Origin of the sequence: Cellulosilyticum sp. I15G10I2, from assembly GCF_900095725.1 — a bacterium.
In the GTDB taxonomy this organism is placed as follows: domain Bacteria; phylum Bacillota; class Clostridia; order Lachnospirales; family Cellulosilyticaceae; genus FMMP01.
This window is the reverse complement of sequence record NZ_FMMP01000006.1, coordinates 154,259-176,441: the sequence shown is the minus strand read 5'-3', so window position 1 is coordinate 176,441 and position 22,183 is coordinate 154,259. Positions and strand designations below refer to the sequence as shown.

At 34.7% G+C, this 22,183-nt stretch carries 19 protein-coding genes; 7 read left to right on the top strand and 12 right to left on the bottom strand.

What is annotated here, in order from left to right; translation table 11 throughout:
• Positions 1–22 precede the first annotated feature (22 nt).
• Genes BN3326_RS00895 through BN3326_RS00885 form a run of 3 tightly spaced genes read left to right on the top strand, consistent with a single transcriptional unit; the run spans position 23 to position 3,658 of the window.
• Positions 23–1,549, top strand: a complete 1,527-nt coding sequence (locus BN3326_RS00895) for an ABC transporter ATP-binding protein (protein WP_069997239.1) — start codon at positions 23–25, stop codon at positions 1,547–1,549.
• Positions 1,542–2,702 carry an ABC transporter permease gene (locus BN3326_RS00890; protein WP_069997238.1) on the top strand — a complete coding sequence of 387 codons (1,161 nt, stop codon included), beginning with the start codon at positions 1,542–1,544 and terminating at the stop codon, positions 2,700–2,702. The genes BN3326_RS00895 and BN3326_RS00890 overlap by 8 nt, the downstream gene beginning before the upstream one ends.
• Before the next feature lie 2 nt (positions 2,703–2,704).
• Positions 2,705–3,658 carry an ABC transporter permease gene (locus BN3326_RS00885; protein ID WP_069997237.1) on the top strand — a complete coding sequence of 318 codons (954 nt, stop codon included), beginning with the start codon at positions 2,705–2,707 and terminating at the stop codon, positions 3,656–3,658.
• Between the two features lie 81 nt (positions 3,659–3,739).
• Here BN3326_RS00885 and BN3326_RS00880 read toward each other — a convergent pair whose 3' ends face one another.
• Together BN3326_RS00880 and BN3326_RS00875 are read right to left on the bottom strand one after the other, a co-directional pair.
• The gene (locus BN3326_RS00880) at positions 3,740–4,798 is read right to left on the bottom strand and encodes an HD-GYP domain-containing protein (RefSeq protein WP_069997236.1); all 1,059 of its coding nucleotides are present in this window, start codon (positions 4,796–4,798) and stop codon (positions 3,740–3,742) included.
• A 110-nt stretch (positions 4,799–4,908) separates the two neighbouring features.
• Positions 4,909–6,810 carry a YgiQ family radical SAM protein gene (locus tag BN3326_RS00875; RefSeq protein WP_069997235.1) on the bottom strand — a complete coding sequence of 634 codons (1,902 nt, stop codon included), beginning with the start codon at positions 6,808–6,810 and terminating at the stop codon, positions 4,909–4,911.
• Positions 6,811–7,201: 391 nt separating this feature from the next.
• On the opposite strand from BN3326_RS00875, the gene BN3326_RS00870 reads away from it, so the two are divergent.
• Together BN3326_RS00870 and BN3326_RS00865 are read left to right on the top strand one after the other, a co-directional pair.
• A complete protein-coding gene (locus BN3326_RS00870; RefSeq protein ID WP_069997234.1) occupies positions 7,202–8,104 on the top strand; it encodes an alpha/beta hydrolase in 903 nt (300 codons plus the stop codon).
• Positions 8,105–8,196: 92 nt separating this feature from the next.
• Entirely contained in the window at positions 8,197–8,715 is a 519-nt protein-coding gene (locus tag BN3326_RS00865; RefSeq protein ID WP_069997233.1) for a putative ABC transporter permease, read from the top strand.
• Positions 8,716–8,914: 199 nt separating this feature from the next.
• On the opposite strand, the gene BN3326_RS00860 is transcribed toward BN3326_RS00865, so the two are convergent.
• The 8 genes from BN3326_RS00860 to chvE all read right to left on the bottom strand — a co-directional run bounded on the left by BN3326_RS00860 (position 8,915) and on the right by chvE (position 18,212).
• On the bottom strand, positions 8,915–9,616 hold the full coding sequence (locus tag BN3326_RS00860; protein ID WP_069997232.1) for an ABC transporter ATP-binding protein: 702 nt from the start codon (positions 9,614–9,616) through the stop codon (positions 8,915–8,917).
• An 11-nt stretch (positions 9,617–9,627) separates the two neighbouring features.
• The gene (locus tag BN3326_RS00855) at positions 9,628–10,392 is read right to left on the bottom strand and encodes an ABC transporter ATP-binding protein (RefSeq protein WP_069997231.1); all 765 of its coding nucleotides are present in this window, start codon (positions 10,390–10,392) and stop codon (positions 9,628–9,630) included.
• Positions 10,392–11,378, bottom strand: coding sequence for a branched-chain amino acid ABC transporter permease (locus BN3326_RS00850; RefSeq protein ID WP_207646294.1), 987 nt, complete (start codon positions 11,376–11,378; stop codon positions 10,392–10,394). The genes BN3326_RS00855 and BN3326_RS00850 overlap by 1 nt, the downstream gene beginning before the upstream one ends.
• Positions 11,379–11,387: 9 nt before the next feature.
• A complete protein-coding gene (locus BN3326_RS00845; RefSeq protein ID WP_069997229.1) occupies positions 11,388–12,269 on the bottom strand; it encodes a branched-chain amino acid ABC transporter permease in 882 nt (293 codons plus the stop codon).
• 228 nt (positions 12,270–12,497) lie between these two features.
• Complete coding sequence (locus BN3326_RS00840) at positions 12,498–13,628, bottom strand: ABC transporter substrate-binding protein (protein ID WP_069997228.1); 1,131 nt, start codon at positions 13,626–13,628, stop codon at positions 12,498–12,500.
• A gap of 669 nt (positions 13,629–14,297) precedes the next feature.
• A complete protein-coding gene (mmsB, locus tag BN3326_RS00835) occupies positions 14,298–15,464 on the bottom strand; it encodes a multiple monosaccharide ABC transporter permease (RefSeq protein ID WP_069997227.1) in 1,167 nt (388 codons plus the stop codon).
• Positions 15,465–15,466: 2 nt separating this feature from the next.
• Positions 15,467–17,002 carry a multiple monosaccharide ABC transporter ATP-binding protein gene (mmsA, locus tag BN3326_RS00830; protein WP_069997226.1) on the bottom strand — a complete coding sequence of 512 codons (1,536 nt, stop codon included), beginning with the start codon at positions 17,000–17,002 and terminating at the stop codon, positions 15,467–15,469.
• A gap of 73 nt (positions 17,003–17,075) precedes the next feature.
• The gene (gene chvE / locus BN3326_RS00825; protein ID WP_069998376.1) at positions 17,076–18,212 is read right to left on the bottom strand and encodes a multiple monosaccharide ABC transporter substrate-binding protein; all 1,137 of its coding nucleotides are present in this window, start codon (positions 18,210–18,212) and stop codon (positions 17,076–17,078) included.
• 272 nt (positions 18,213–18,484) lie between these two features.
• On the opposite strand from chvE, the gene BN3326_RS00820 reads away from it, so the two are divergent.
• Positions 18,485–19,306, top strand: a complete 822-nt coding sequence (locus BN3326_RS00820) for a DeoR/GlpR family DNA-binding transcription regulator (RefSeq protein ID WP_242875914.1) — start codon at positions 18,485–18,487, stop codon at positions 19,304–19,306.
• Between the two features lie 2 nt (positions 19,307–19,308).
• Positions 19,309–20,799, top strand: coding sequence for a sugar ABC transporter ATP-binding protein (locus BN3326_RS00815; RefSeq protein ID WP_069997224.1), 1,491 nt, complete (start codon positions 19,309–19,311; stop codon positions 20,797–20,799).
• Between the two features lie 119 nt (positions 20,800–20,918).
• Here the strand turns inward: BN3326_RS00815 and BN3326_RS00810 are convergent, their stop codons facing one another.
• Both BN3326_RS00810 and BN3326_RS00805 read right to left on the bottom strand, forming a co-directional pair.
• Positions 20,919–21,587 carry an NAD(P)H-dependent oxidoreductase gene (locus tag BN3326_RS00810; protein ID WP_069997223.1) on the bottom strand — a complete coding sequence of 223 codons (669 nt, stop codon included), beginning with the start codon at positions 21,585–21,587 and terminating at the stop codon, positions 20,919–20,921.
• Entirely contained in the window at positions 21,584–22,153 is a 570-nt protein-coding gene (locus BN3326_RS00805; RefSeq protein WP_069997222.1) for an NAD(P)H-dependent oxidoreductase, read from the bottom strand. The genes BN3326_RS00810 and BN3326_RS00805 overlap by 4 nt, the downstream gene beginning before the upstream one ends.
• Positions 22,154–22,183 lie beyond the last annotated feature (30 nt).

Here is a 22,183-nt window from a genome sequence, read left to right as displayed (position 1 = left end):
CTATAGTAAAGGAGGCGAAAATATGGATTATATTGTAGAGATGTTAAATATTAGAAAAGAATTCCCAGGGATTGTTGCAAATGATAATGTTACACTTCAGCTTAAAGCTGGCGAAGTACATGCACTGCTCGGTGAAAACGGTGCCGGAAAATCCACACTTATGGGTATGCTCTTTGGCATGTATCATCCAGATCAAGGAATCATTAAAATGAACGGCTCCGAAATCAAAATTGAGAATCCTAATGTTGCCAATGATCTAGGTATTGGCATGGTTCATCAACACTTTAAGCTTGTCCACAACTTTACAACGACAGAAAATATTATTCTTGGTATTGAACCTAAAAAAGGATTAAGCGTAGATATAAAATCTGCTGCTGTTAAAGTCGCTGAGCTTTCTAAGCGTTATGGTTTAAATATAGACCCTTATGCTAAAATTGAAGATATCTCTGTTGGTATGCAGCAAAGAGTTGAAATCATGAAAATGCTTTATAGAGATGCTAAGGTTCTTATTTTTGATGAGCCTACCGCTGTACTTACACCCCAAGAAATCAATGACTTAATTGAAATCATGAAAAATCTAATTAAAGAAGGAAAATCTATTATACTTATTACCCATAAGCTAAGAGAAATCAAAGCTGTTGCAGACCGCTGTACTGTTATTCGCCGTGGTAAATGTATTGGTACAGTAAATGTCAGCTCTACAAGTGAAGCTGAAATGGCTAAAATGATGGTCGGTCGCCCTGTATCTTTTAAAGTTGCTAAAGCAGCCAGCAAGCCTGGCCCAACTATTTTAAAAATCGATAATCTATCAGTTCAAAATAACAAAAAGGTATTAGGTCTTAAAAATTTCTCTCTTGAAATAAGAGCAGGAGAGATTGTAGGCATCGCTGGCGTCGAAGGTAATGGACAAAGTGAACTCGTCGAAGCAATTACAGGTCTTAGAAAAATTGAAAGTGGTTCTATCATCTTAAAAGATAAAGTGATTAATCAGCTCTCTGTAAAAAAACGTATCGCTTCAGGTATTGCCCATATTCCAGAAGACCGGCATAAACGTGGTTTAATTCTTGACTATAGTGTAGAGGATAACATGATTCTAGAAATCTACCATCAAGAACCATTTTCTAAATATGGACTTTTAAACAGACAAGCTATTAAAAAGTATACCGATACAATTATTGATTCATTTGATGTGCGTTCAGGTGAAGGAGGCGCTTCTATAGCCCGTTCTTTATCAGGAGGCAATCAGCAAAAAGCAATAATCGGTCGTGAAATGGAATTAGATCCAGACCTGCTTATTGCTGTTCAACCCACCCGCGGACTAGATGTAGGATCTATTGAGTATATTCATCAAAGACTTATTGAACAGCGTGATAAAGGAAAAGCTGTTCTTCTTGTTTCCCTTGAACTAGATGAGGTTATGAATGTCTCTGATAAAATAGCTATCGTCAATAACGGGGAGCTTATTGGTACTGTCATTGCTGATGAAACAAACGAAAATGAAATAGGCCTTATGATGGCAGGTGTGAAAGGAGGCATAAATCATGAATAAAAAGGGAATGGTCTCTCTTATAGCAGTGTTCCTCGGATTAATTGCCGGTGCTTTTTTGATGCTCCTTACAGGGCATAATCCTTTTGTAGGATTTATGTATCTCATTCAAGGGGGTACATTAACTTTAGAACGTATTGGCAACACATTAGCTACTGCTACACCTCTTATTCTAACTGGACTATCTGTTGCTTTTGCTTTTAGAACAGGACTTTTTAATATCGGAACACCAGGTCAAATGCTGTTTGGTGGTTTCTGCGCAACTGTGGTAGGCCTCAGCAGTAACTTGCCTAGTGCCATTTTGGTGCCGCTTATGGTGCTTGCAGGTTTTTTTGGCGGGGCTTTGTTTGCCTTTGTTCCTGGTATTTTAAAAGCCATGTTTAACGTGCATGAGGTTGTTTCTTCCATTATGATGAACTGGATAGGTTATTGGATTGTCTATTATGCCATTAAAGCCTACTATAAAGGCAATATGGAGACTGAATCAAGACTTCTTGCAGACAGCGCTACGTTAAGAGCACCTTGGTTATCCAATTTATTTGGAGGCTCCTATATTAACCTAGGGCTTTTTGTAGCTATTATTGCGGCTCTTGTGATTGCTTTTATTTTAAACAAAACTACTTTTGGTTATGAATTAAAATCTGTTGGCTTTAACAGATACGCCGCTGAATATGGGGGTATTTCTGTTAATAAGAATATTATTCTTTCCATGATGATAGCCGGTGGTCTTGCAGGCCTTGCAGGGGTTGTACAATATGCAGGCAACGCAAATAACATCCAAATTGGTGTGATGCCGTCTCAAGGATTTGATGGCATTGCTGTATCACTCCTTGGAGCAAATACACCTATTGGTTCGTTGCTTGCTGCATTATTTTTTGGTCTTCTTTACTCAGGACGTGGTTTTATGAATGCCATGACGGATATCCCTCCCGAAATAGCCGATACCATTATTGCTACAATTATCTATTTTGCAGCAACAAGTATGTTGGTTGAACGATTCTTGGATAAGTTTTATAAGTCACGCAAAAATTTACGTTCTGATCAAACACCGCTTGTGGATACTGCCGTTAAAAACACAGATAATTTAAATACAAGCTATGGCTTTATGCCTCCCCATGAATCCGAAAAAGACCCCACTAAGAAGGGAGATGAATAATCATGTGGCAAACTATTGAACAAATATTCCCCTACGCCATTGCTTTTACTATTCCTCTGCTTATTACAGCCCTCGGGGCTCTTTACTGTGAACGCAGTGGTATCGTTAATATCGGTCTTGATGGACTTATGATAGTAGGCGCCTTTTCAAGCGGGCTCACTATCTTTTTTCTTCAGCATTCATTTGGCAGCAACCTCTGGACTATAGCCGTCGGACTTATCATGGCAATGGTTGTTGGTGCGCTTTTTTCACTGCTTCACGCCTTTGCAAGTATTAACCTTCAGGCTAATCAAGTTATAAGCGGTACCGCTATTAATATGATGGCTGGTTCGCTGACTATCTTTTTAGCGAGAAATATAACCGGAAGTGGTAATATTCGTCTGCCTGCTAGTCTTGGCAAACAAAATATTACAATTTTAAAGGATATTCCTTTTATTGGACCCTTATTCTTTAGAAATACCTATCCTACTACTTGGTTAGTACTCATTATTCTTATGGTATTTACTTTTATTCTGTATAAAACTTCTTTTGGCCTGCGCCTAAGAGCATGTGGTGAACATCCTCATGCAGCCGATGCAGCCGGCATTAATGTTACGCGTATGCGTTATATTGGCGTTATAATATCCGGAGCTTTTGCTGGACTTGGTGGTGGCATTTATCTTGTTACCTTTTCTGGTGAATTTAATGGCAGTGTAGCTGGCTTTGGCTTTTTGGCACTGGCCGCTCTTATATTTGGTCAATGGAAACCGCTTGGCATACTAGCTACAACTTTATTTTTTGGTTTTGCAAGCACTGTATCTAATGTATCTCAAGTTATTCCTCAATTTGCAAATATACCGTCTGTATTTCTAAAGATTTTCCCGTATGTTGTAACCTTAATTGCCCTAGTCATTTTTTCGAAATCTTCTCAGGCCCCCAAAGCTGCTGGAGAACCATTTGATCATGGCAAACGCTAAACCTAGAAACTCAAAAACGCCTCCTATAGAAGCTTCTATAGGAGGCGTTTTTGAGTTTCTTTATAAGTTAAACTTTTAGTATCAGGAATGAGGAATATCCGGAATTTTTTCTGCTACACAGACATCCAAACGCTCTTGTAAATTAAGCTTGTATTCATGCTTTTGGTGGGTGTTCACATTATAAACGACTTTTACCAGTGGTCTTGCTACGTCTTGAACGAAGTTTTTCTCTACAATACCAATATCACCATTACTTAGAAGAACAGTACTTCCAACTGGATAAAAAGCTAAAATACTTTCTACGACTTGTCTTATAGGTACATTAATCTTCTCCATTTGAGCAATGGCAATAACTTCTTTAACAGATAAAGCTTGTCTATAAGGTCGATTTGACATAAGTGCATGAAATACATCACATACCCCTACTATTTTTGCGCCAATATGTAATTCGTCCCCTTTTCCTAAAGGATAGCCAGAACCATCTTCTCTCTCATGATGACAAAGTACAGCAAGTTTTGTAATGGGACTTACAGAGCTATTTTTTTCTACTATTCTATAGCCTATCTCTACATGGGTCTTAAGTAATTCATATTCTTCTTGTGTAAGCTTTTCTGGCTTATTTAAAGTATTTTTAGGTATAATAATCTTACCTATATCATGCATCAGTGCGCCCATAACAATTTTATGGGCATGGTCTTTACGAATACCCATTTTATTACATACAATGGTCGTTAAGATAGCTACTCCTATACAATGCTGATACGTATAATCATCATTCATTTTAAGATCCATGACATCACATACAATCTCTTTTTTAGAAAGTTCCTCAAATAAAGTGGTTGTAATTCTAGAAATACCCTCTACATTAATATCTAAAGTATGTTTTATTTTTTCAAACTCAGTCTTTATATCCTGATTAATCTGACGTCTTATTTGAGGATTAATAATGTCTTGTGGAGATATACCTTGTGATAATTCATCATCTATGTATACCTCATAAATATTCCGCTCTAATAATTTTTGTCTAAAAGCATTCTTAAATTTACTAGAACGGGTGAGAAGGATCCCTCCTTCATAACTTATAATATCTCTTGCAATAATATCTCCCTCTCTTATTGCATTTACATTAATTAATCTCACTCTATCAACTCTTTTCGCAACTTAATATATTTTATTACAAGTTTTATAATTGTCTTTAACTAAACTAGCAGTGTCAAATAAGCTCCGCTAGTTTATGATTCAGTTTATGCTTATCTTTTCTTATTTGTATTTTTTAACTTAGCTTTAGTTTTTGTTTTTTTGGGATTATCTGTCCGGAGGGTGCTTTTGCTTTCGTTATTTCTAACTATCCTTTTATGTTCTCTAGGCTTAATTAAGCACTTTGGCCCATATCCAATAAGATCTTCTCTTCCGGCTAGCACTAAAGCCTCATAAACTATATCATACTTTTTAGGATTACGATACTGTAGTAATGCTCTTTGCATGGCTTTTTCACTTTTGCTTTTAGGTATATATACAGACTGCTTAGTTAATGGATCAAGTCCTGTGTAATACATAGTTGTTGAAAGTGTCCCAGGTGTTGGATAAAAATCTTGTACTTGCTCTGGCTGATAATGAATATCTCTTAAATACTCAGCAAGCTTTATAGCGGACTGAATAGTGCTGCCCGGATGACTCGACATTAAATAAGGAATAATATATTGTTTTTTGCCTAAACGCTCATTAATCCTATCAAACTTTTCACAAAATTTATCAAACGTCCCACCTGCCGGTTTACCCATATATTTTAGTACCTCTTGGGCTATATGTTCAGGTGCTACCTTAAGCTGTCCGCTTACATGATGTTCCAATAATTCTTTAAGAAATATATCCTTTTTATCGGCCATTATATAGTCATATCTTAGTCCTGAGCGCACAAATACCTTCTTTACCTTAGGAATTTCTCTTAGATTTCTAAGAATTCTAAGGTATTCCTCGTGATCTATTTCAAGATCTTTACATGGCCCAGGAGATAAGCATTGCTTATTTTTACATGCGCCATGTTTTAATTGTTTTTTACAGGCTGGATATCTAAAATTAGCAGTTGGTCCTCCAACATCATGTATATAACCTTTAAAATCGGGTAAAGTTGTTATTTCTTTAGCTTCGTTTAACAGAGAATCTTCACTTCTACTTTGAACAATCCTGCCCTGATGAAATGTAAGCGCACAAAAAGAGCAGCTCCCAAAGCATCCTCTTGCACTGACTAAACTAAATTTAACTTCTTCTATGGCTGGTACGCCCCCAGCTTTCTCATAGATAGGATGATAATTCTTCATATAGCCAAGCGCATAAACTTTATCTAACTCTTCTCTTGTAAGAGGCATTTCTGGTTTATTTTGCACCACATATTTACCGCTATGCTCCTGCAGAATCGCTCTTCCACGAATTGGATCTTGTTCTTCGTACTGCACTTTAAAAGCTTCAGCATATTTTATCTTATCTTCACAGACTTGTTTATACGAAGGAATCTGAATATACTCATAAACCTCTTCCACACTGTCTGCTACATAACATGTGCCATTAACATATCTAATATATTTAGCAGCAAGGCCATCATTTAAAGCACTTGCTATCTCTACAATTTGTTTTTCACTCATGCCATAGACTAAAAGATCTGCGCCACTGTCTATGAGAATAGATTTTCTGACCCTATCACTCCAATAATCATAATGTGCAAATCGTCTAAGACTTGCCTCTATGCCACCTATAACAATATCTATATTTTTATAGGCTTGACGAATACAATTACAATATACGATTGTAGCACGATCTGGGCGAAGGCCCATCTTACCACCTGGTGAATAAAAATCCCTATCTCTAAGTTTTTTACTTACAGTGTAGTGGTTAACCATAGAATCCATATTGCCGCCATTTACTAAAAAGGCAAGTCTAGGCCTGCCAAGTTTCATAAAATCTTCTGTACTTTTCCAATTGGGCTGTGCAATAATACCTACTTTATAACCTGCTTGCTCTAATACTCTAGAAATAATGGCTGTCCCAAAGCTGTGGTGATCTATATAGGCATCTGCCGTTACAATAATAAAATCCAGTTGTTCCCAACCTCTTTTAAGCATATCCTCTTGACTAATTGGTAAAAAATCTTTTTCCATACGTTATCCACCTACTTACGGTTATGGTATTTCTTCTCTATTTATACTATAAGTTTGCCCTTCATTATAACATTATTACCGTTTTAGTGATAGCTAATCTTATAAATTTACAAATTTTTATTGAATATAACAGCTTCAATTATTTTACAACATACCGTATTATTATAGATTTCACATCTTTAAATTTTAGTTATTTACGATAATATGTGATATCAAATCATTCCGAGAGACAACTTTATAGTGATGAATAACTCAAATTTATAATTTTTAGTATTTTGCTAATACTATCATTATAATCAAAATGTTATAATAGATTAGGCTTAAAACGCTTAGAATACTATCAAATAGTCTACAGGTCTATAACCTAATATACAAGGGGGTTTTAAAAATTATGAAAAAAAGTGGACAAACTATAAATGTTTATACCTATGTATGGAATAAAGTGGACACCCCTAAAGGCGTTGTGCAAATTTTTCACGGTATGGCCGAGCATGCTAAAAGGTATACAGATTTTGCAGCTTTTCTTAATTATAATGGCTTTATTGTTTATGCAAATGATCATCGTGGCCACGGAAAAACAGCATCTGATATTATGAGTCTTGGTTATATTGGTCAAGACGGCTTTAATGCAATTGTTGAAGATGAATATAAGATTACAAGGCTTATTAAAGCCCAGCATAAAAACCTTCCACTTATTATTTTAGGACATAGTTTTGGATCATTTATTGCATGGGAGTACCTTACACGTTACTCCCATGCAATAAATGGTATGATTCTATCTGGCAGCGCTTTACAAAAGGGGTTCAAAATACAGATTGGCACCTTGATTACGACACTCCAGCATCGCTTTATCCAAGATACCAAACCTAATCAATTTATCGAGTATTTAACCTTTGGATCTTTCAATAAGAAATTTTTAGATACTGACGCTAAATTCAGATGGATCTCTTCTGATCCCCATCAGGTAGAAAAATATGAGAAGGACCCCTATTGCGGCTTAGTTTTTCCCATCAATTTTTATTATTATCTTTTTAGAGGATTAAAAGATTTATATCGCAAAGAAAAATTAGCAAAAATCAGGAAAGATATCCCTCTGCTTATTATCTCTGGCTCTCTCGATCCAGTTGGGAATTATAGTAAATCTGTTACTAAACTTTATAAGTTTCTCCTTACCTTAAATTTTCAAGATGTTTCTTTAAAGCTTTTTGAAGAAGATCGTCATGAGCTACTGCATGAAAAAAATAAAGAAGAGGTCTATAATTATCTATTTAATTGGCTAAAACAAATACCCTAAAATTGCCTTTAATATTCTTAAATTTGCTGAGTAACTCTGATTAATTGCGTTTATACTATATATAAATTTTAGTTATAGAGATAGGTGATAGTATGTATCAAATAGAATCTCTCTTATTTTTTTTTACATTTTATAGCTTTATAGGGTGGATCATTGAAGGGTTGTTTAATTTGTTTACAGTAAGAAGTTTTTTAAGGGCAAATTTTTTAATGAGCCCCATTAAGCCTATGTATGGATTTGCTGCCACTATGCTTATTATTTTAAAAGACAGATTAATGCTGAGTATATTTATATTGGCTGCACTGATTTTACCAACTTTAATTGAATATATCACCGCATGGCTTATGTCCTATTATTTTAAAACAAAATATTGGGACTACAGCAAAGTTCCTTTTAACTATAAGGGATACATTTGTTTAAAGTTTTCTATTTATTGGAGCTTGCTATCTTTACTTCTCATATTAGTTATTCATCCTGCTATTTATATACTTTATAGTCTTGCCGCTTCTACTTGGCATTTGATCACGCCGCTTATTGTATTTTATATGATCCTAGATTTTATTTTAACCACGCTATATATGCACGGAAAACATAAACACCCTTTGTTCTAGCACCATTTTATACTTATTATGCATATTATAATACCAAAAAAAGGTGACTGCTTATGAGAAAAAGAAACTTAGTTTTATCTTTAACTGCTTTTATATTATTGTGCCTATTAATTTATGTTTTGCAGCTATAAATAAGAAAGCTCTATGTACTTATCACCTAAGCACATAGAGCTTTCTTATATGTTGTTTCTCTATATTTTTAACCTAAATAAGCCTTTTTGACAGCCTCATGGCTTAACATTTCTTTTGCATTTCCCGATAATACGATATTGCCAGTTTCTAAAACATAGGCATTATCTGCAATACTTAGTGCTTTATGAGCATTTTGCTCTACAAGCAGTATCGTTGTACCGCCTTTATTAATATCTTTTATGATACTAAAAACTTCGTCTACTAGAATAGGTGCAAGTCCCATAGAAGGTTCATCTAAGAGCATAAGTCTAGGTTTAGACATGAGCGCTCTTGCTATAGCAAGCATTTGTTGTTCCCCACCGCTCATCGTTCCAGCTAATTGCTTTCTTCTTTCTTTAAGCCTTGGAAATCTGCCATACACCATATCATAGTCAGCATCCAGTTCTCCCTTATCCTTTCTAGAATACGCCCCCATTTCAAGGTTTTCACGTACAGTCATCTTAGCGAACACACGTCTTCCTTCTGGCACATGTGCCATTCCCATTTCTACAATCGTATGTGCTCTAGTATTTGTAATATCTGTATTTGAAAAAGAAACAGTCCCAGTCTGAGGCTTAATAAGCCCTGATACAGTATGCATAATAGTCGTTTTACCCGCACCATTAGCACCTATTAGTGTAACGATCTTGCCTTCTTCAACTTGAAAACTAACACCTTTTATGGCATGAATTGCGCCATAATAAACTTGTATATTATCTACTTTTAACATGTCTTCACCCCCTAGTTCCCAAGATATGCGCCGATAACTTTTTCATTGGCTTTAATTTCTTCTGGAAGTCCCTTTGCAATAATCATACCATAATCAATAACAATAATTCTTTCACAAATACCCATGACCAAATGCATATCATGTTCAATAAGAAGAATAGATACATCAAAGTTATTTCTTATAAAATGAATTGTTTCCATAAGTTCTTTGGTTTCTTGAGGGTTCATTCCTGCTGCTGGTTCATCTAATAACAAAAGCTTAGGATCAGCAGCGAGACCTCTTGCAATTTCAAGCTTTCTTTGTTCGCCATATGGTAGGTTCTTTGCTAGCTGATTCCAGCTATTTTCCATTTTAAATAATGCAAGAAGCTCTCTGGCTTTTTCATCTATTTCTTTTTCCTCTTTCCAAAAACGTGTACCTGGAAAACGCAGAATACTATTTGCTACCCCATATTCCATTTTATGATGGAAAGCAATTTTAACATTATCAAGTACTGTTAATTCTTTAAAAAGACGTATATTTTGAAAAGTTCTCGTCAATCCTTTTTTTACAATTTGATAAGGCTTGAGTCCGACTACACTTTCACCATTTAATAAAATATCTCCTTCTGTCGGAAGATATACTCCTGTAAGAAGATTAAAAATAGTTGTTTTTCCTGCACCATTAGGTCCAATAAGGCCTACTAGCTCATTTTTCTCAATACTTATTTCAAACTCTCCAACTGCCCTTAGTCCTCCAAATGTGATGCCTAAGTTACTTGTTTCTAATAGTGCCATTATTTCACCTCCACTGATGCTGATTTTTTATAACGTTTTATAAGCCATTTTATAAGTCCTACAAATGAAAATTCTTTATTACCTAATAGTCCCTCTGGTCTAAAAATCATCATGATAACAAGTAAAACTGAATAAATAACAAGTCTCCACTGATCAATAACATGTAAAAACTCATTTAATATACCTAATACTACCGCTGCAACAACTGTTCCGGTTAAGCTTCCCATTCCGCCTAATACGACAATAATAAATATTTCAACTGAATACATAAAAGTAAATTTCTTAGGGTCAATCATTTTTTGGTAGAAGGCAAGTGTCCCTCCTGCTATCCCAGCAAAAAATGCTGATGTAGCAAAACCAAAAATCTTATAAAAGGTTGTTGGAACTCCTACTGCTTCTGCTGCTATTTCATCTTCTCTTATAGACACAATAGCTCTGCCGTGTCTTGAACGAATAAGAAGAAACAACATAGCCAGTACGATAGCAACAATAATATATATTTTAGTAAAGTTAATTGAACCTGGATAGCCTCTAAAACCACGGGCTCCCCCAGTAAACTCTAGGTTGAAAATAGCTATCCTTATAATTTCACCAAACCCGAGTGTAACAATCCCCAGATAATCTCCTCTTAAACGCAGTGCAGGTATACCGATAAGCACACCGCAAAATGCCGCCATTAAGCCACCTATAACTAATGCAATCATCAAGGCGACATCTGTTGGAAAGTTAGAACCTTTAATCATCTGCATGAGTAGTGCTGATGTATAAGCACCAATCGCCATAAAGCCCGCATGACCTAATGCTAGCTGTCCTAAATAACCTGTTGCTAAATTAAGACTGGAAGCTGCAATAATATTTATCCCTATTAAAATAAGTACACCCTTAAGATAGCCATTGATCGCGCCTGTGGCCATAAGTACTAATAAAACAGAATATAAAAGAATGATTCCTATAAGCGTAATTCCATATTCTTGCCATTTTTTCATCTGGTTCACCTACACTTTCTCTCTGACATTTTTGCCTAAGATGCCTGCGGGCTTAAATAAAAGCACCAATATTAAAATTCCAAAAACTATAGCATTAGACCATCTGGATGATATATACCCTATAGAAAGACTTTCAATGAGTCCCATTACAAATCCTCCAAGCATCGCTCCTGGGATAATGCCTATTCCCCCTAGAACAGCCGCTACAAAGGCTTTTAAGCCTGGCATGATACCCATATAAGGTTCTACTTGATAATATGCAACGCTATACAAAACGCCCCCTAGTGCCCCAAGCGCTGAACCTAATGCAAATGTAAGAGAAATAGTCTTATTAACATTAACACCCATTAATCTAGCTGCCTCTTTATCTTCTGAAACAGCACGCATTGCTTTACCTACTTTTGTTTTCTTAACGACAAATTGTAAGCCCACCATAAAAACAACAGATAAAACAACCGTTAATAACGTTACATCGGAAATTTGAATACCTCCAAATGTTCTCATCCCTTGTAATGAGGAGATGTCCGGCATTTTCTTTGGTTCTGCTCCAAAAATAACCCTAAATAAATTTTCTAAAAATAAACTCACGCCTAGAGCCGTAATCAGCGCTGATATCCTTGGTGCATTTCTTAAGGGTTTATATGCTATAACGTCGATCAGCATCCCTAAAACTGCACATATAACCATTGCCGTAATAATAGCTAGTCCAAACGGCAACCTAAAAATGGTAATACTAAACAAGCCAAAATAAGCTCCCATCATTAAAATGTCACCATGGGCAAAGTTAATAAGTCTTACAATACCATACACCATTGTGTAACCAAGAGCGATTAATGCATAAATACTCCCTACATGAATACCATTAATTACTTGTTGAATAAATACATTCATTTTCCCACCTCTTCTCTCCTTAGCATTTATATTCAGGTTAAAACAAGTCATGACACAATCACCTACGATGAGGTTATAGTTTAGGAAAGTATAAATTCTTGCAAGCAAGTTTATACTTTCCTAAACTATAAAAATAGAGGAGAAATAAAAGTTACTTCTCCTCGTTCCAATTCATCATAATGCATCTTTATTATTTAATGATTGACTTGAAATATGAAGATATATCTTTTACTGTCCAACCTTAGCCTCAAGTTTTAATGCACCATTTTCTATTTTAATCATAGAAACACTTTTTTGTGGATCACCATTTTCATCAAAAGTAATTTGACCTGTTACTCCACCTAAATTTGTAGCTTGAAGTGCTGCAAGTATTTTTGCACCTTCAGTACTTCCTGCTTTTTCAATAGCTGCCATCATAATTTTAGCAGCATCATAACCGAGTGCTCCTAGAGCATTTGGTGTATTGCCTTCATATTTATCTTGGTAAGCTTTGATAAAGTTTTGAACTGTTGCATCTTCATCATCTGTTGCATAGTGATTTGCAAAAAAGTAACCATCTACAACACCAGCATAATCTTTTTGAACATCATCCCAGCCGTCTCCGCCAAGCATAACTGTTTGAAGACCAACTTCTTTAACTTGACCTGCGATTAACCCAACTGAATTGTAGTAGTCTGGATTAAATAAAACATCTGGTTGTTTTTCTTTAATAGTTGTAAGTACTGATTTAAAGTCTTTATTTTCTGCTGTATAGCCTTCATAATTAGTAATTGTACCGCCTGCTGCTTCAAATGTTGCTTTGAAAGCTTCTGCAAGACCAGTAGAGTAGTCATCGCCTGCATTGTATAAAATAGCTGCAGTTTTTGCACCTAAATTTTCACTTGCAAATTTTGCTACTATTCCGCCTTGGTAAGGATCTGTATAGCATGCTCTAAACACATATTTATAATCTGGTGTTACTGCAAGGTTAGTAGCTGTTGGTGAAATCATAGGAATTTGCTTTTCTTCCGCAAGAGGTGCAACAGCCAATGAAGTTGATGAAATAACTGGACCAACTAATGCAACAATTTTATCGTTATCTACTAATCTGTTGAAAACGTTAATACTTTCTGTTGCATCTGCTTTATTATCATAAGAAATCAGCTCTACTTGTTTGCCGCCAACCCCCCCTGCTGCGTTCACTTCTTCGACAGCAATTTTAACTGCATTTTCGACAGCAATACCATATTGCGCAACCTGACCTGTTTTTGGTGTAATAAGCCCAAGTTTAACTGTCCCCGCTTCTTTCGCGCCACAACCTGCAAGCCCTAAAGCCATTACCATACTTAACCCCATTGCCATTAACTTCTTTAATCTCATAATTCTCCTCCTTAATATTTGTGTACTAATGTTACACTACGACAAATTACATCTGCTTATTTTAGCTTTCTTTGAATTATGTAAACTTTGCAACTATCTATAGTGTATAATGAACAATAGATTTGTATAGCCAATTTTACAAAAAAAGAGCCCTCCTAAGTAGTTGTACTTTAGGAAAGCTCCATTGCTTTCTGCTATTAACTTTTAGGCTATTCAAAACCACTTCATTATTAGTATTGTAATAATAGTTGTATTATAATATAACTTCTAGAATAATTCAATATAATTTAACATAATAAACGTTTAAAATTTATTTCCAATTGCAATTATATTTTTAGAAAAAATCTTTTCAGTTTACATAACTCAAATATTATTGTTTTAATATTATCGTTATGCAAATCTATATAGATTTATATGAATTTACGCATCTACTTGAATTCATCATCAAAACAAAAGTGATTAAGTATCTTTTTAGAGTTTTAAAGTTTACATAACTTATGTTTTTTGTAAAATTGTTCTTTCTTATCTGTATCTTCATTTTGAAATTTACAGTAAGCAATACATCTATTTTATAATACATAAATAAGCATTAAGCAGATACGATCATTCATTAATCCTCATCTGCCCAATGCTTATAAATAAGAATGGAGCTCTTAGTTTATTATATACTTATCTTCTAGCTTTATTTTTAGTATAAACATCAAATGCTACCGCCAAGAGAAGAACTAAACCTTTGATAGCTTGTTGCCAATCTATACTAATACCAAGTATAGACATCCCATTGTTAAGCACACCCATAATAAGTCCACCAATGATACATCCAAACACAGTTCCTATACCACCTGACGCTGAAGCACCGCCTATATAACATGCGGCTATAGCATCAAGTTCAAAGTTAACGCCAGCTTTAGGCGTAGCCGCATTAAGACGCCCAGCAAAAACGATGCCTGCAAGCGCTGCAAGAATACTCATATTTACATAAACCCAGAATAATACTTTATTCGTTTTTACACCTGATAGCTTCGCTGCCTTTTCATTGCCCCCAAACGCATAAATATGTCGTCCTGGTACTGTTTTATTTGCAATAAATGTATAGATCAAAATTAATATTGCAAGAAGGATAAGTACAGTTGGGATTCCCTTATAACTCGCTAACCAATAAGTAAATACATTAATAATAACTATAATAAGCAGTAATTTAGCTGCAAATAAGTTGCTAGATAGAACCTCAAAATTATACTTTAATGTATTTTTCCTTTTGTTTATTTCTGACATAACATAAAGAATAGAAATAATAATACCTATGACTATAGTGGTAATATGCAAATTCCCGTTTCCAAAGAAATCTCTGATAAATCCAGAACTTATAATTTGATAAGATGCTGGGAAAGGTGCAATTGTCTGCCCTCTTAATATAACTAACGTAAGCCCTCTAAATATAAGCATACCTGCTAACGTAACAATAAATGCCGGTATTCTTACATAAGCTATCCAATAACCTTGCCACGCACCAATAATAGCTCCAACAAGCAATGATAAAACAATCGTTGGTATAACAGGCACTTTCATTCTTATAGCAAGTATCGCTGATATCGCACCAACAAAAGCTGCTACTGAACCTACTGATAAATCTATGTTTCCTGTCAATATACACAGAAACATACCAATCGCCAAAACAAGTATATAACTATTTTGGAGAATAAGATTCGTTACATTAAGCGGCTTTAAAAGAATCCCTTTTGTTAAGATTTGAAACAGTACCATAATAGATACAAGTGCTATACCCATCGCATACTGTCTGATATTATTTTTAAAAATATTTTTTAAATTATCCATTTTTATACCTCCCTGCTGCTTTGCATAATACATTTCATTATGCTCTCTTGAGAAGCAGACTCTCTGTTAAGTTCACCTACTATTTTCCCCTCGTTCATTACATAAACTCTGTCACTCATCCCTAATACTTCTGGTAACTCGGAAGAAATGATAATGATTGATTTGCCTTGTTTAGCCAATTCATTAATGATCGTATAAATTTCATACTTCGCACCAACATCTATTCCTCTGGTTGGTTCATCAAGTATAAGTATATCTGGATCTGAGAAAATCCACCTACTAAGCACGACTTTTTGTTGATTACCACCGGATAAATCTCCTGTTTTTTGAAGAATACTAGAAGATTTTATGTTTAGCTTCTTACGAAACTCCTCAGCTACTTGTATCTCCCTATTGTCATCAATAACATTGCTTTTACTTAATTTTTTAAGACTCGCAAGAGTAATATTCTTTTTAATATCATCAATCAAAACAAGTCCAGCAGTTTTTCTATCTTCAGTTACATAAGCCAAACCATGACTTATCGCTTCACTTACATTTTTAATCGTTATTTCTTTACCTTCTTTAAATAACTGCCCACTGATCTTTTTACCATAAACTCTTCCAAATATACTAGTTGCAAGCTCTGTTCTGCCTGCACCCATCAGACCGGCTATACCTATTACCTCACCTTTTTTTACATTTAAATTGACATTTTTAATAACTTTTCTCTCTTCATTAAGCGGATCAAAGACTTCCCAATCTCTAACTTCAAACATAACCTCACCTATTTGAGGTATTCTTTTAGGATACCGATCCACTAAATCTCTGCCTACCATACCTTTTATAATTCTATCTTCTGTAATGTCATCTTGACCTTTAACTAAGGTTTCAATAGTATTCCCATCACGTATAACCGTTATCCTGTCAGCTACTTTTGTAACTTCATTTAATTTATGAGATATGATAATACATGCAATACCTTGTTGTCTAAGCTCAATCAATAAATTCAGCAGGTGATTAGAATCTTCATCATTAAGAGCTGCTGTTGGTTCGTCAAGAATAAGCAGTTTAACTTCTTTAGCAAGTGCTTTGGCTATTTCAACAAGTTGCTGTTTACCTACCCCAATGTCCTTAATTAATGCATTAGAGTCATCTTTTAATCCCACTCTCGTTAAAAGTTCAGCCGTTTTAGTATGAGCCTTATGCCAATCTATGATGCCATTTTGAGCTTGCTCATTCCCTAAAAATACATTTTCAGCAATTGAAAGATAAGGTACAAGTGCTAATTCCTGATGAATAATAACTATTCCAATCTTTTCACTATCTTTTATATTTCTGAATCTACATTCTTTACCCTCAAATATGATATCTCCAGTATAGTTACCATATTCATAAATACCACTTAAGACATTCATTAATGTAGATTTGCCTGCGCCATTTTCTCCTACTAGTGCTAGAATCTCCCCCTTTTTCGCCTGTAAGTTTACATCTTTAAGTACCTTTACACCCGAAAAAGCTTTTGAGATATCTTTCATTTCTAATATATTTTCACTCATTCAATCAACTCCTTTCGCACTATGTAATATTTAAGCAGCAGCTTTTGCTGCTACTTAAATATTCATTATAAAATTATTTAAGTTGATCCTCAGTATAATAACCTGAATCTATAAGAATCTCTTTATAGTTGTTTACATCTACTGAAACAGGATCACAAAGGAATGATGGTACAACTTTAACACCATTATCATAAGTTGTTGTATCATTTACAGTTGCTTCTTTACCTTGTAATACCGCATCTACCATTTCTACAGTTCTTTCAGCAAGCGTTCTTGTATCTTTAAATACTGTTTGTGCCTGTTCTCCAGCAATAATAGATTTTACAGAAGGCACTTCCGCATCTTGACCGGTAACTATCGGAATAGCTTGATTGCCACTTCCATATCCAACTGCCTTTACAGAAGACAAAATACCAATTGAAATACCATCATATGGTGAAAGTATGGCATCTACTCTTGAGCCATCCGAATAGTTAGCTGATAAAATATTATCCATACGAGCTTGTGCTGTTGCGCCATCCCATCTTAAAGTAGAAACTTTGTCCATTCCTGTTTGACCTGATTTTACAACAAGCTGCCCTTTGTCAATATAAGGTTGAAGAACACTCATCGCACCATCATAGAAGAAGTATGCATTGTTATCATCTGGTGAACCACCAAATAATTCAATATTAAAAGGACCTTTGCCTTCTGCAAGTCCAAGTTTATCTACAATATAAGAACCTTGCTGAACCCCTACTTTGAAGTTATCAAAAGTTGCATAATAAGTGATATGTTCTGATCCTCTTATTAATCTATCATAAGCAATGATCTTAATCCCTGCATCTGCGGCTTTGCCAATAACACCTGTTAAAGCTTCACCATCAATTGACGCAACAACCAAAACATTTACCCCTTTTGTAACCATATTTTCAAGCTGTGATACTTGATTTTCAACAACATCCTCTGCATATTGAAGGTCTACTTGATAGCCTTTTGCTTCTAGTTGTTTTTTCATGTTATCGCCATCTTGAATCCAACGTTGAGAAGATTGTGTTGGCATAAGTACTCCAACAAAATTACCATCCCCAGAAGTTTCACTTCCACTTGGTGCTTCAGCCACCGGCTTTGTTTCTGTACCAGGATTTGCGTTTTGAGACTCTGCTGGTGCACAAGCTGCAAGCGTAAGTGACATAGCCCCCGCTAATAATAGTGAAAATAATCTTTTCATCTTCATAATACATTCCTCCATTTTTTCGCTTTTTTGTTTCATTTAATTTTGTTTTGTTTTGTTTTGTTGCGTTTGTGTTTTTATACTAATACATGTTTAGTATAAAGTCAATATTATTTTATTGTATTTTATTTTTTTTTTAGTAATTATTATAATTTATTTATTTTCGTTTTGTAATTAGTTGTAAGTTTTCGTAAATATATTGTATTTTAAAGTACATTTAGTTTATACTTAGTATATTAGTCTATACTTTGTATACGTCAAAAATATTAATGAATCTGGTGATCTATTTGTTTGCAATCGAAAGAATAAAAATTATTAAGAACTATCTCAACCAAAACGAAAAAGTAGAAGTTTCTAAGCTTAGTAGTATGCTGAATGTATCAGAAGTTACGATTCGTAAAGATCTTGAGAAGCTAGAAGAAGAGGGCTTTCTGCGGCGTATACATGGCGGTGCCGTCCTAAGTCCCAAAATACCTTCTCACACTTCTGTTACACCCATGGTTTTAACTAAAGAAGACCCTGCCCCGGCAGAAGAAAATCTTCATGAAATAGCACTTATCGCTGTAGACATGATTGAAGACAATGACTCCATCATGTTAACTAATGGTCCTATTAATTTAGAAATTTCTAGAAATCTTCATAATAAGCAAAATCTTACTGTATTAACCAATGATATATTAATAGCATTGGAACTTAGTCAATTTCCGCATATTAAAGCTATTTCCTTAGGCGGAGATATAGACTATCATTCGAAAGCTACTTTTGGCAGGCTTACACTTGCAAATATGTCTCATTTTTATATTAGTAAAATTTTTATTGAAGTCGATGGTTTTAATGAAAATGTCGGTTTTTCCGTGTCTAACATAGATAAAGCAACACTTATACAAGAAGCTCTTTTAAATGCAACCTCTAAAATCATACTATGTCCTTCCCATTATTTTAATAAAACGGCTTTTTTTAAAGTAGGTCCCCTTAAAATAGCTGAAAAAATTATTACTAACTATGATCTTGACGAAAATTACAAAAAACTTATTTGCAATAATAATATTGAACTATTTACTTCTATAAATTTAGTGGAAGGAAGTGAATAAACTTGTCAAAGTATTTATTGGAAATACAAGGTATAACCAAACAACTAAATGCTGCATTTAAATTAGATGATATTCATTTGAATTTACGCCAACAGGAAGTTCATATTTTAATGGGTGCGAATGGCGCCGGAAAATCCGCCTTAGTTAAAATAATGAGCGGCGTAATTACGGAGTATACTGGTAGTATTTTTCTTAATGACAGTCCTATTATCATCCATTCTATAGAGGACGCAAAAGCCCATGGTATTTTCTACGTACCTCAAGAAATACATCTTTTCAATAAAATGACAGTTGCAGAAAACTTATTTTTTGAAACACTTCATACTAAGCATAAACTTTCTCCTATAAATATGAATGAGATTTGTTTTAAAGCTAAAGAACTTTTTAAGGAGTTTCAAGTCAATATCGATCCTTTAGAAATGCTCGGAAACTACGGCCTTGCACAAAAGCATATTATCCAAATCTTAAAAGCATATGTGTCCAACGCCAAGGTAATCATATTGGACGAGCCCTCAGCTGCTTTTACAGATTACGAAAATGATATCCTTCACTCTATTATTACCAAATTAAAACACAAGTATGTAGGTATTTTTCTAATCTCACATAAGTTAAATGATATTTGTAAATTAGGGGACCGGGTCTCTATTATTAAAGATGGTCGTCTTATAGCTACTCTCGATGTTAACGATTCTATTGAAGAAGAGCTCATCCTGCTTCTAGCGGGTATGCCTTTATCTAATAAATATCCTAAGCTCCATTTTAAAAAAGGGGCTGAACTATTAAAAGTCTGCAATCTTAAATCATCCGGCATTCTGACTGATATCTCTTTTTGCCTTCATAAGCATGAAGTACTGGGTATAACAGGACTTGCAGGATCTGGTAGAACACTTCTTGCTAACTGCTTATTTGGTAACACTGAATATGAATGTACTTCCTTAGAAATAAATGGCAGTCCAGTACATATTCGCCATCCATTTCAAGCTATTGCAAATTCTATCGCACTATTGCCCGAGGATAGGGAAGCAGATGGTATTATCTCATCACTCAACGTCGCTGATAATATCGCCTTCACGTCACTTCGGAGATTTTCACACTTATGCTGTATCAATTATAATATTTTGTTATCTGCTGTTAAAGAATATCTAAGTCGCTTTAATATTTCATCTAATACCTATACACGTCTTAATTACTACACTACAGGTCATTGGCAGAAAATGTCTTTTATTAAATGGATTATGAATCACTCTAAAATATTTATTATCGATGAACCTACCCGAGGAGTAGATATTGTGTCAAAAGTTGATATTTATAATTGTATTAATAATATTACCAAAAACGGGGGAGGCGTTATTCTTATTTCCTCAGACTTTGATGAAATCATAGGCATGTGTGATCGCATCTTAGTCTTATCACAAGGTAAACTGGTTTGTGAAATGACTCAAAAAGAAGCTACTAAAGCAAAGATTCTTCATCACGCTACCACTAATACTTAATTTTTTTATATTCTTACAGCTTATACATCTTTAAATATAAGTTATTCCTCTATACTTATTGTTTATACAAATAATAACGCCCAAACTACTAAAAGCAATTTTTAATAGTTTGGGCATTATTATTTATATGGTTTTCTATAAGGGTCTACAGTTCCAGCTTTTTTAATAGTACTTTTTATAAATTGATTAAGTAAGAACGCTAATGGGTAGTTTAAGACTTTAGGCAAGTTGAGTGTTATTCGTCTCTGCAGTGCATTAGATACCCGCTCGTCATTTAATAGCTCTTCAAGCATCTTATCAAAAGGCTTAATAAGACGTTTGCCTATAAACCGAGTACTTTCTAAAGGCGCTCCATTTATAATTGGAGCTAATCCTATAATAAGCCCACCTAGCCACTCCATTTTCACTTCTTTAGCAAAATGACTGCATACATCAAGAATCGACTGATGTACTTCATTATCTGGCATACCACCTTGTGCAATTGCAAAAAAACCTTTTCCTTGCCACTTATCTTCAAACTCTTCAACTAATCTTTCAAAGCACCATATATCTGCATAAGGCAATGTATTAACATAACATGGTGCTACGATTCCTATCGTGTTATATTGACTTATTAAATCCTTTAAATGCTTAATGCTATATTTTCTATCATAATAATCCATGATATGGACTATTTCTGCCTGATGCCCTTTTGTTTCTATCTGTCTTTTCAAAGTATTCGCAATACTAACTGAAGTCCCATTCTTACGCATACTTCCATTTAACAAAAGTATTCTTTTGGAGTTCATAAGCGACTCACCTCTTTAAACAGACCTGAAATAACTTCTCCTGTTTTCTCCGGTGCTTGTGCTATTTCCATAATAACAGCTCGATGCTTAGTACCCATGATTTCTTCATTTTGAGCAGTTAGTTTTTTAAAACTTTGCTTTTGCCCTTCAGAATGATTATCTGAAAGACCAATGATTAGATTATAAAGCATTCCGTCATTACAGTCATTATACCTCCCCGGATGAGAAAGCTTTCCTTTTTCTACTTTAAAAAAGGGTAGCCCCGTCAGAACAAATTTATCTAAAGCTTTTTTATACTGCGCATTAAATCCTCCAAAACGAATCGGGGCCAGTACTACCATCACTTTGGATTTAACAACACTCTTTATAATTTCAGGTATATCATCCTTAAATACACACTCACCAGGGGTTTTTGTAGTACAAGCGCCACAATTTCTACAAGGTAATATATTCATCTGTTCTAGTTTAAAATAAGAGCAGCTTTTCCCCTCTTTACTGCATTGTTGTTCTGCAATAGCTCCTAGCTCATTTTCTCCTTCTGTTGCGTCTAATAGCGTAATATGCATTTTTCCCTCCTTTTTTAAATATGTCATTAT

Excerpts from the sequence above, each read along its gene's own strand:
- BN3326_RS00875 (WP_069997235.1), bottom strand. The coding sequence starts at position 6,810 with ATGGAAAAAGATTTTTTACCAATTAGTCAAGAGGATATGCTTAAAAGA.
- BN3326_RS00865 (WP_069997233.1), top strand. The coding sequence starts at position 8,197 with ATGTATCAAATAGAATCTCTCTTATTTTTTTTTACATTTTATAGCTTT.
- BN3326_RS00885 (WP_069997237.1), top strand. The coding sequence starts at position 2,705 with ATGTGGCAAACTATTGAACAAATATTCCCCTACGCCATTGCTTTTACT.
- mmsB (WP_069997227.1), bottom strand. The coding sequence starts at position 15,464 with ATGGATAATTTAAAAAATATTTTTAAAAATAATATCAGACAGTATGCG.
- BN3326_RS00860 (WP_069997232.1), bottom strand. The coding sequence starts at position 9,616 with ATGTTAAAAGTAGATAATATACAAGTTTATTATGGCGCAATTCATGCC.
- BN3326_RS00890 (WP_069997238.1), top strand. The coding sequence starts at position 1,542 with ATGAATAAAAAGGGAATGGTCTCTCTTATAGCAGTGTTCCTCGGATTA.
- BN3326_RS00870 (WP_069997234.1), top strand. The coding sequence starts at position 7,202 with ATGAAAAAAAGTGGACAAACTATAAATGTTTATACCTATGTATGGAAT.
- BN3326_RS00845 (WP_069997229.1), bottom strand. The coding sequence starts at position 12,269 with ATGAATGTATTTATTCAACAAGTAATTAATGGTATTCATGTAGGGAGT.
- chvE (WP_069998376.1), bottom strand. The coding sequence starts at position 18,212 with ATGAAAAGATTATTTTCACTATTATTAGCGGGGGCTATGTCACTTACG.
- BN3326_RS00805 (WP_069997222.1), bottom strand. The coding sequence starts at position 22,153 with ATGCATATTACGCTATTAGACGCAACAGAAGGAGAAAATGAGCTAGGA.
- BN3326_RS00810 (WP_069997223.1), bottom strand. The coding sequence starts at position 21,587 with ATGAACTCCAAAAGAATACTTTTGTTAAATGGAAGTATGCGTAAGAAT.
- BN3326_RS00895 (WP_069997239.1), top strand. The coding sequence starts at position 23 with ATGGATTATATTGTAGAGATGTTAAATATTAGAAAAGAATTCCCAGGG.
- BN3326_RS00850 (WP_207646294.1), bottom strand. The coding sequence starts at position 11,378 with ATGAAAAAATGGCAAGAATATGGAATTACGCTTATAGGAATCATTCTT.
- BN3326_RS00855 (WP_069997231.1), bottom strand. The coding sequence starts at position 10,392 with ATGGCACTATTAGAAACAAGTAACTTAGGCATCACATTTGGAGGACTA.
- BN3326_RS00820 (WP_242875914.1), top strand. The coding sequence starts at position 18,485 with ATGAATCTGGTGATCTATTTGTTTGCAATCGAAAGAATAAAAATTATT.
- mmsA (WP_069997226.1), bottom strand. The coding sequence starts at position 17,002 with ATGAGTGAAAATATATTAGAAATGAAAGATATCTCAAAAGCTTTTTCG.
- BN3326_RS00840 (WP_069997228.1), bottom strand. The coding sequence starts at position 13,628 with ATGAGATTAAAGAAGTTAATGGCAATGGGGTTAAGTATGGTAATGGCT.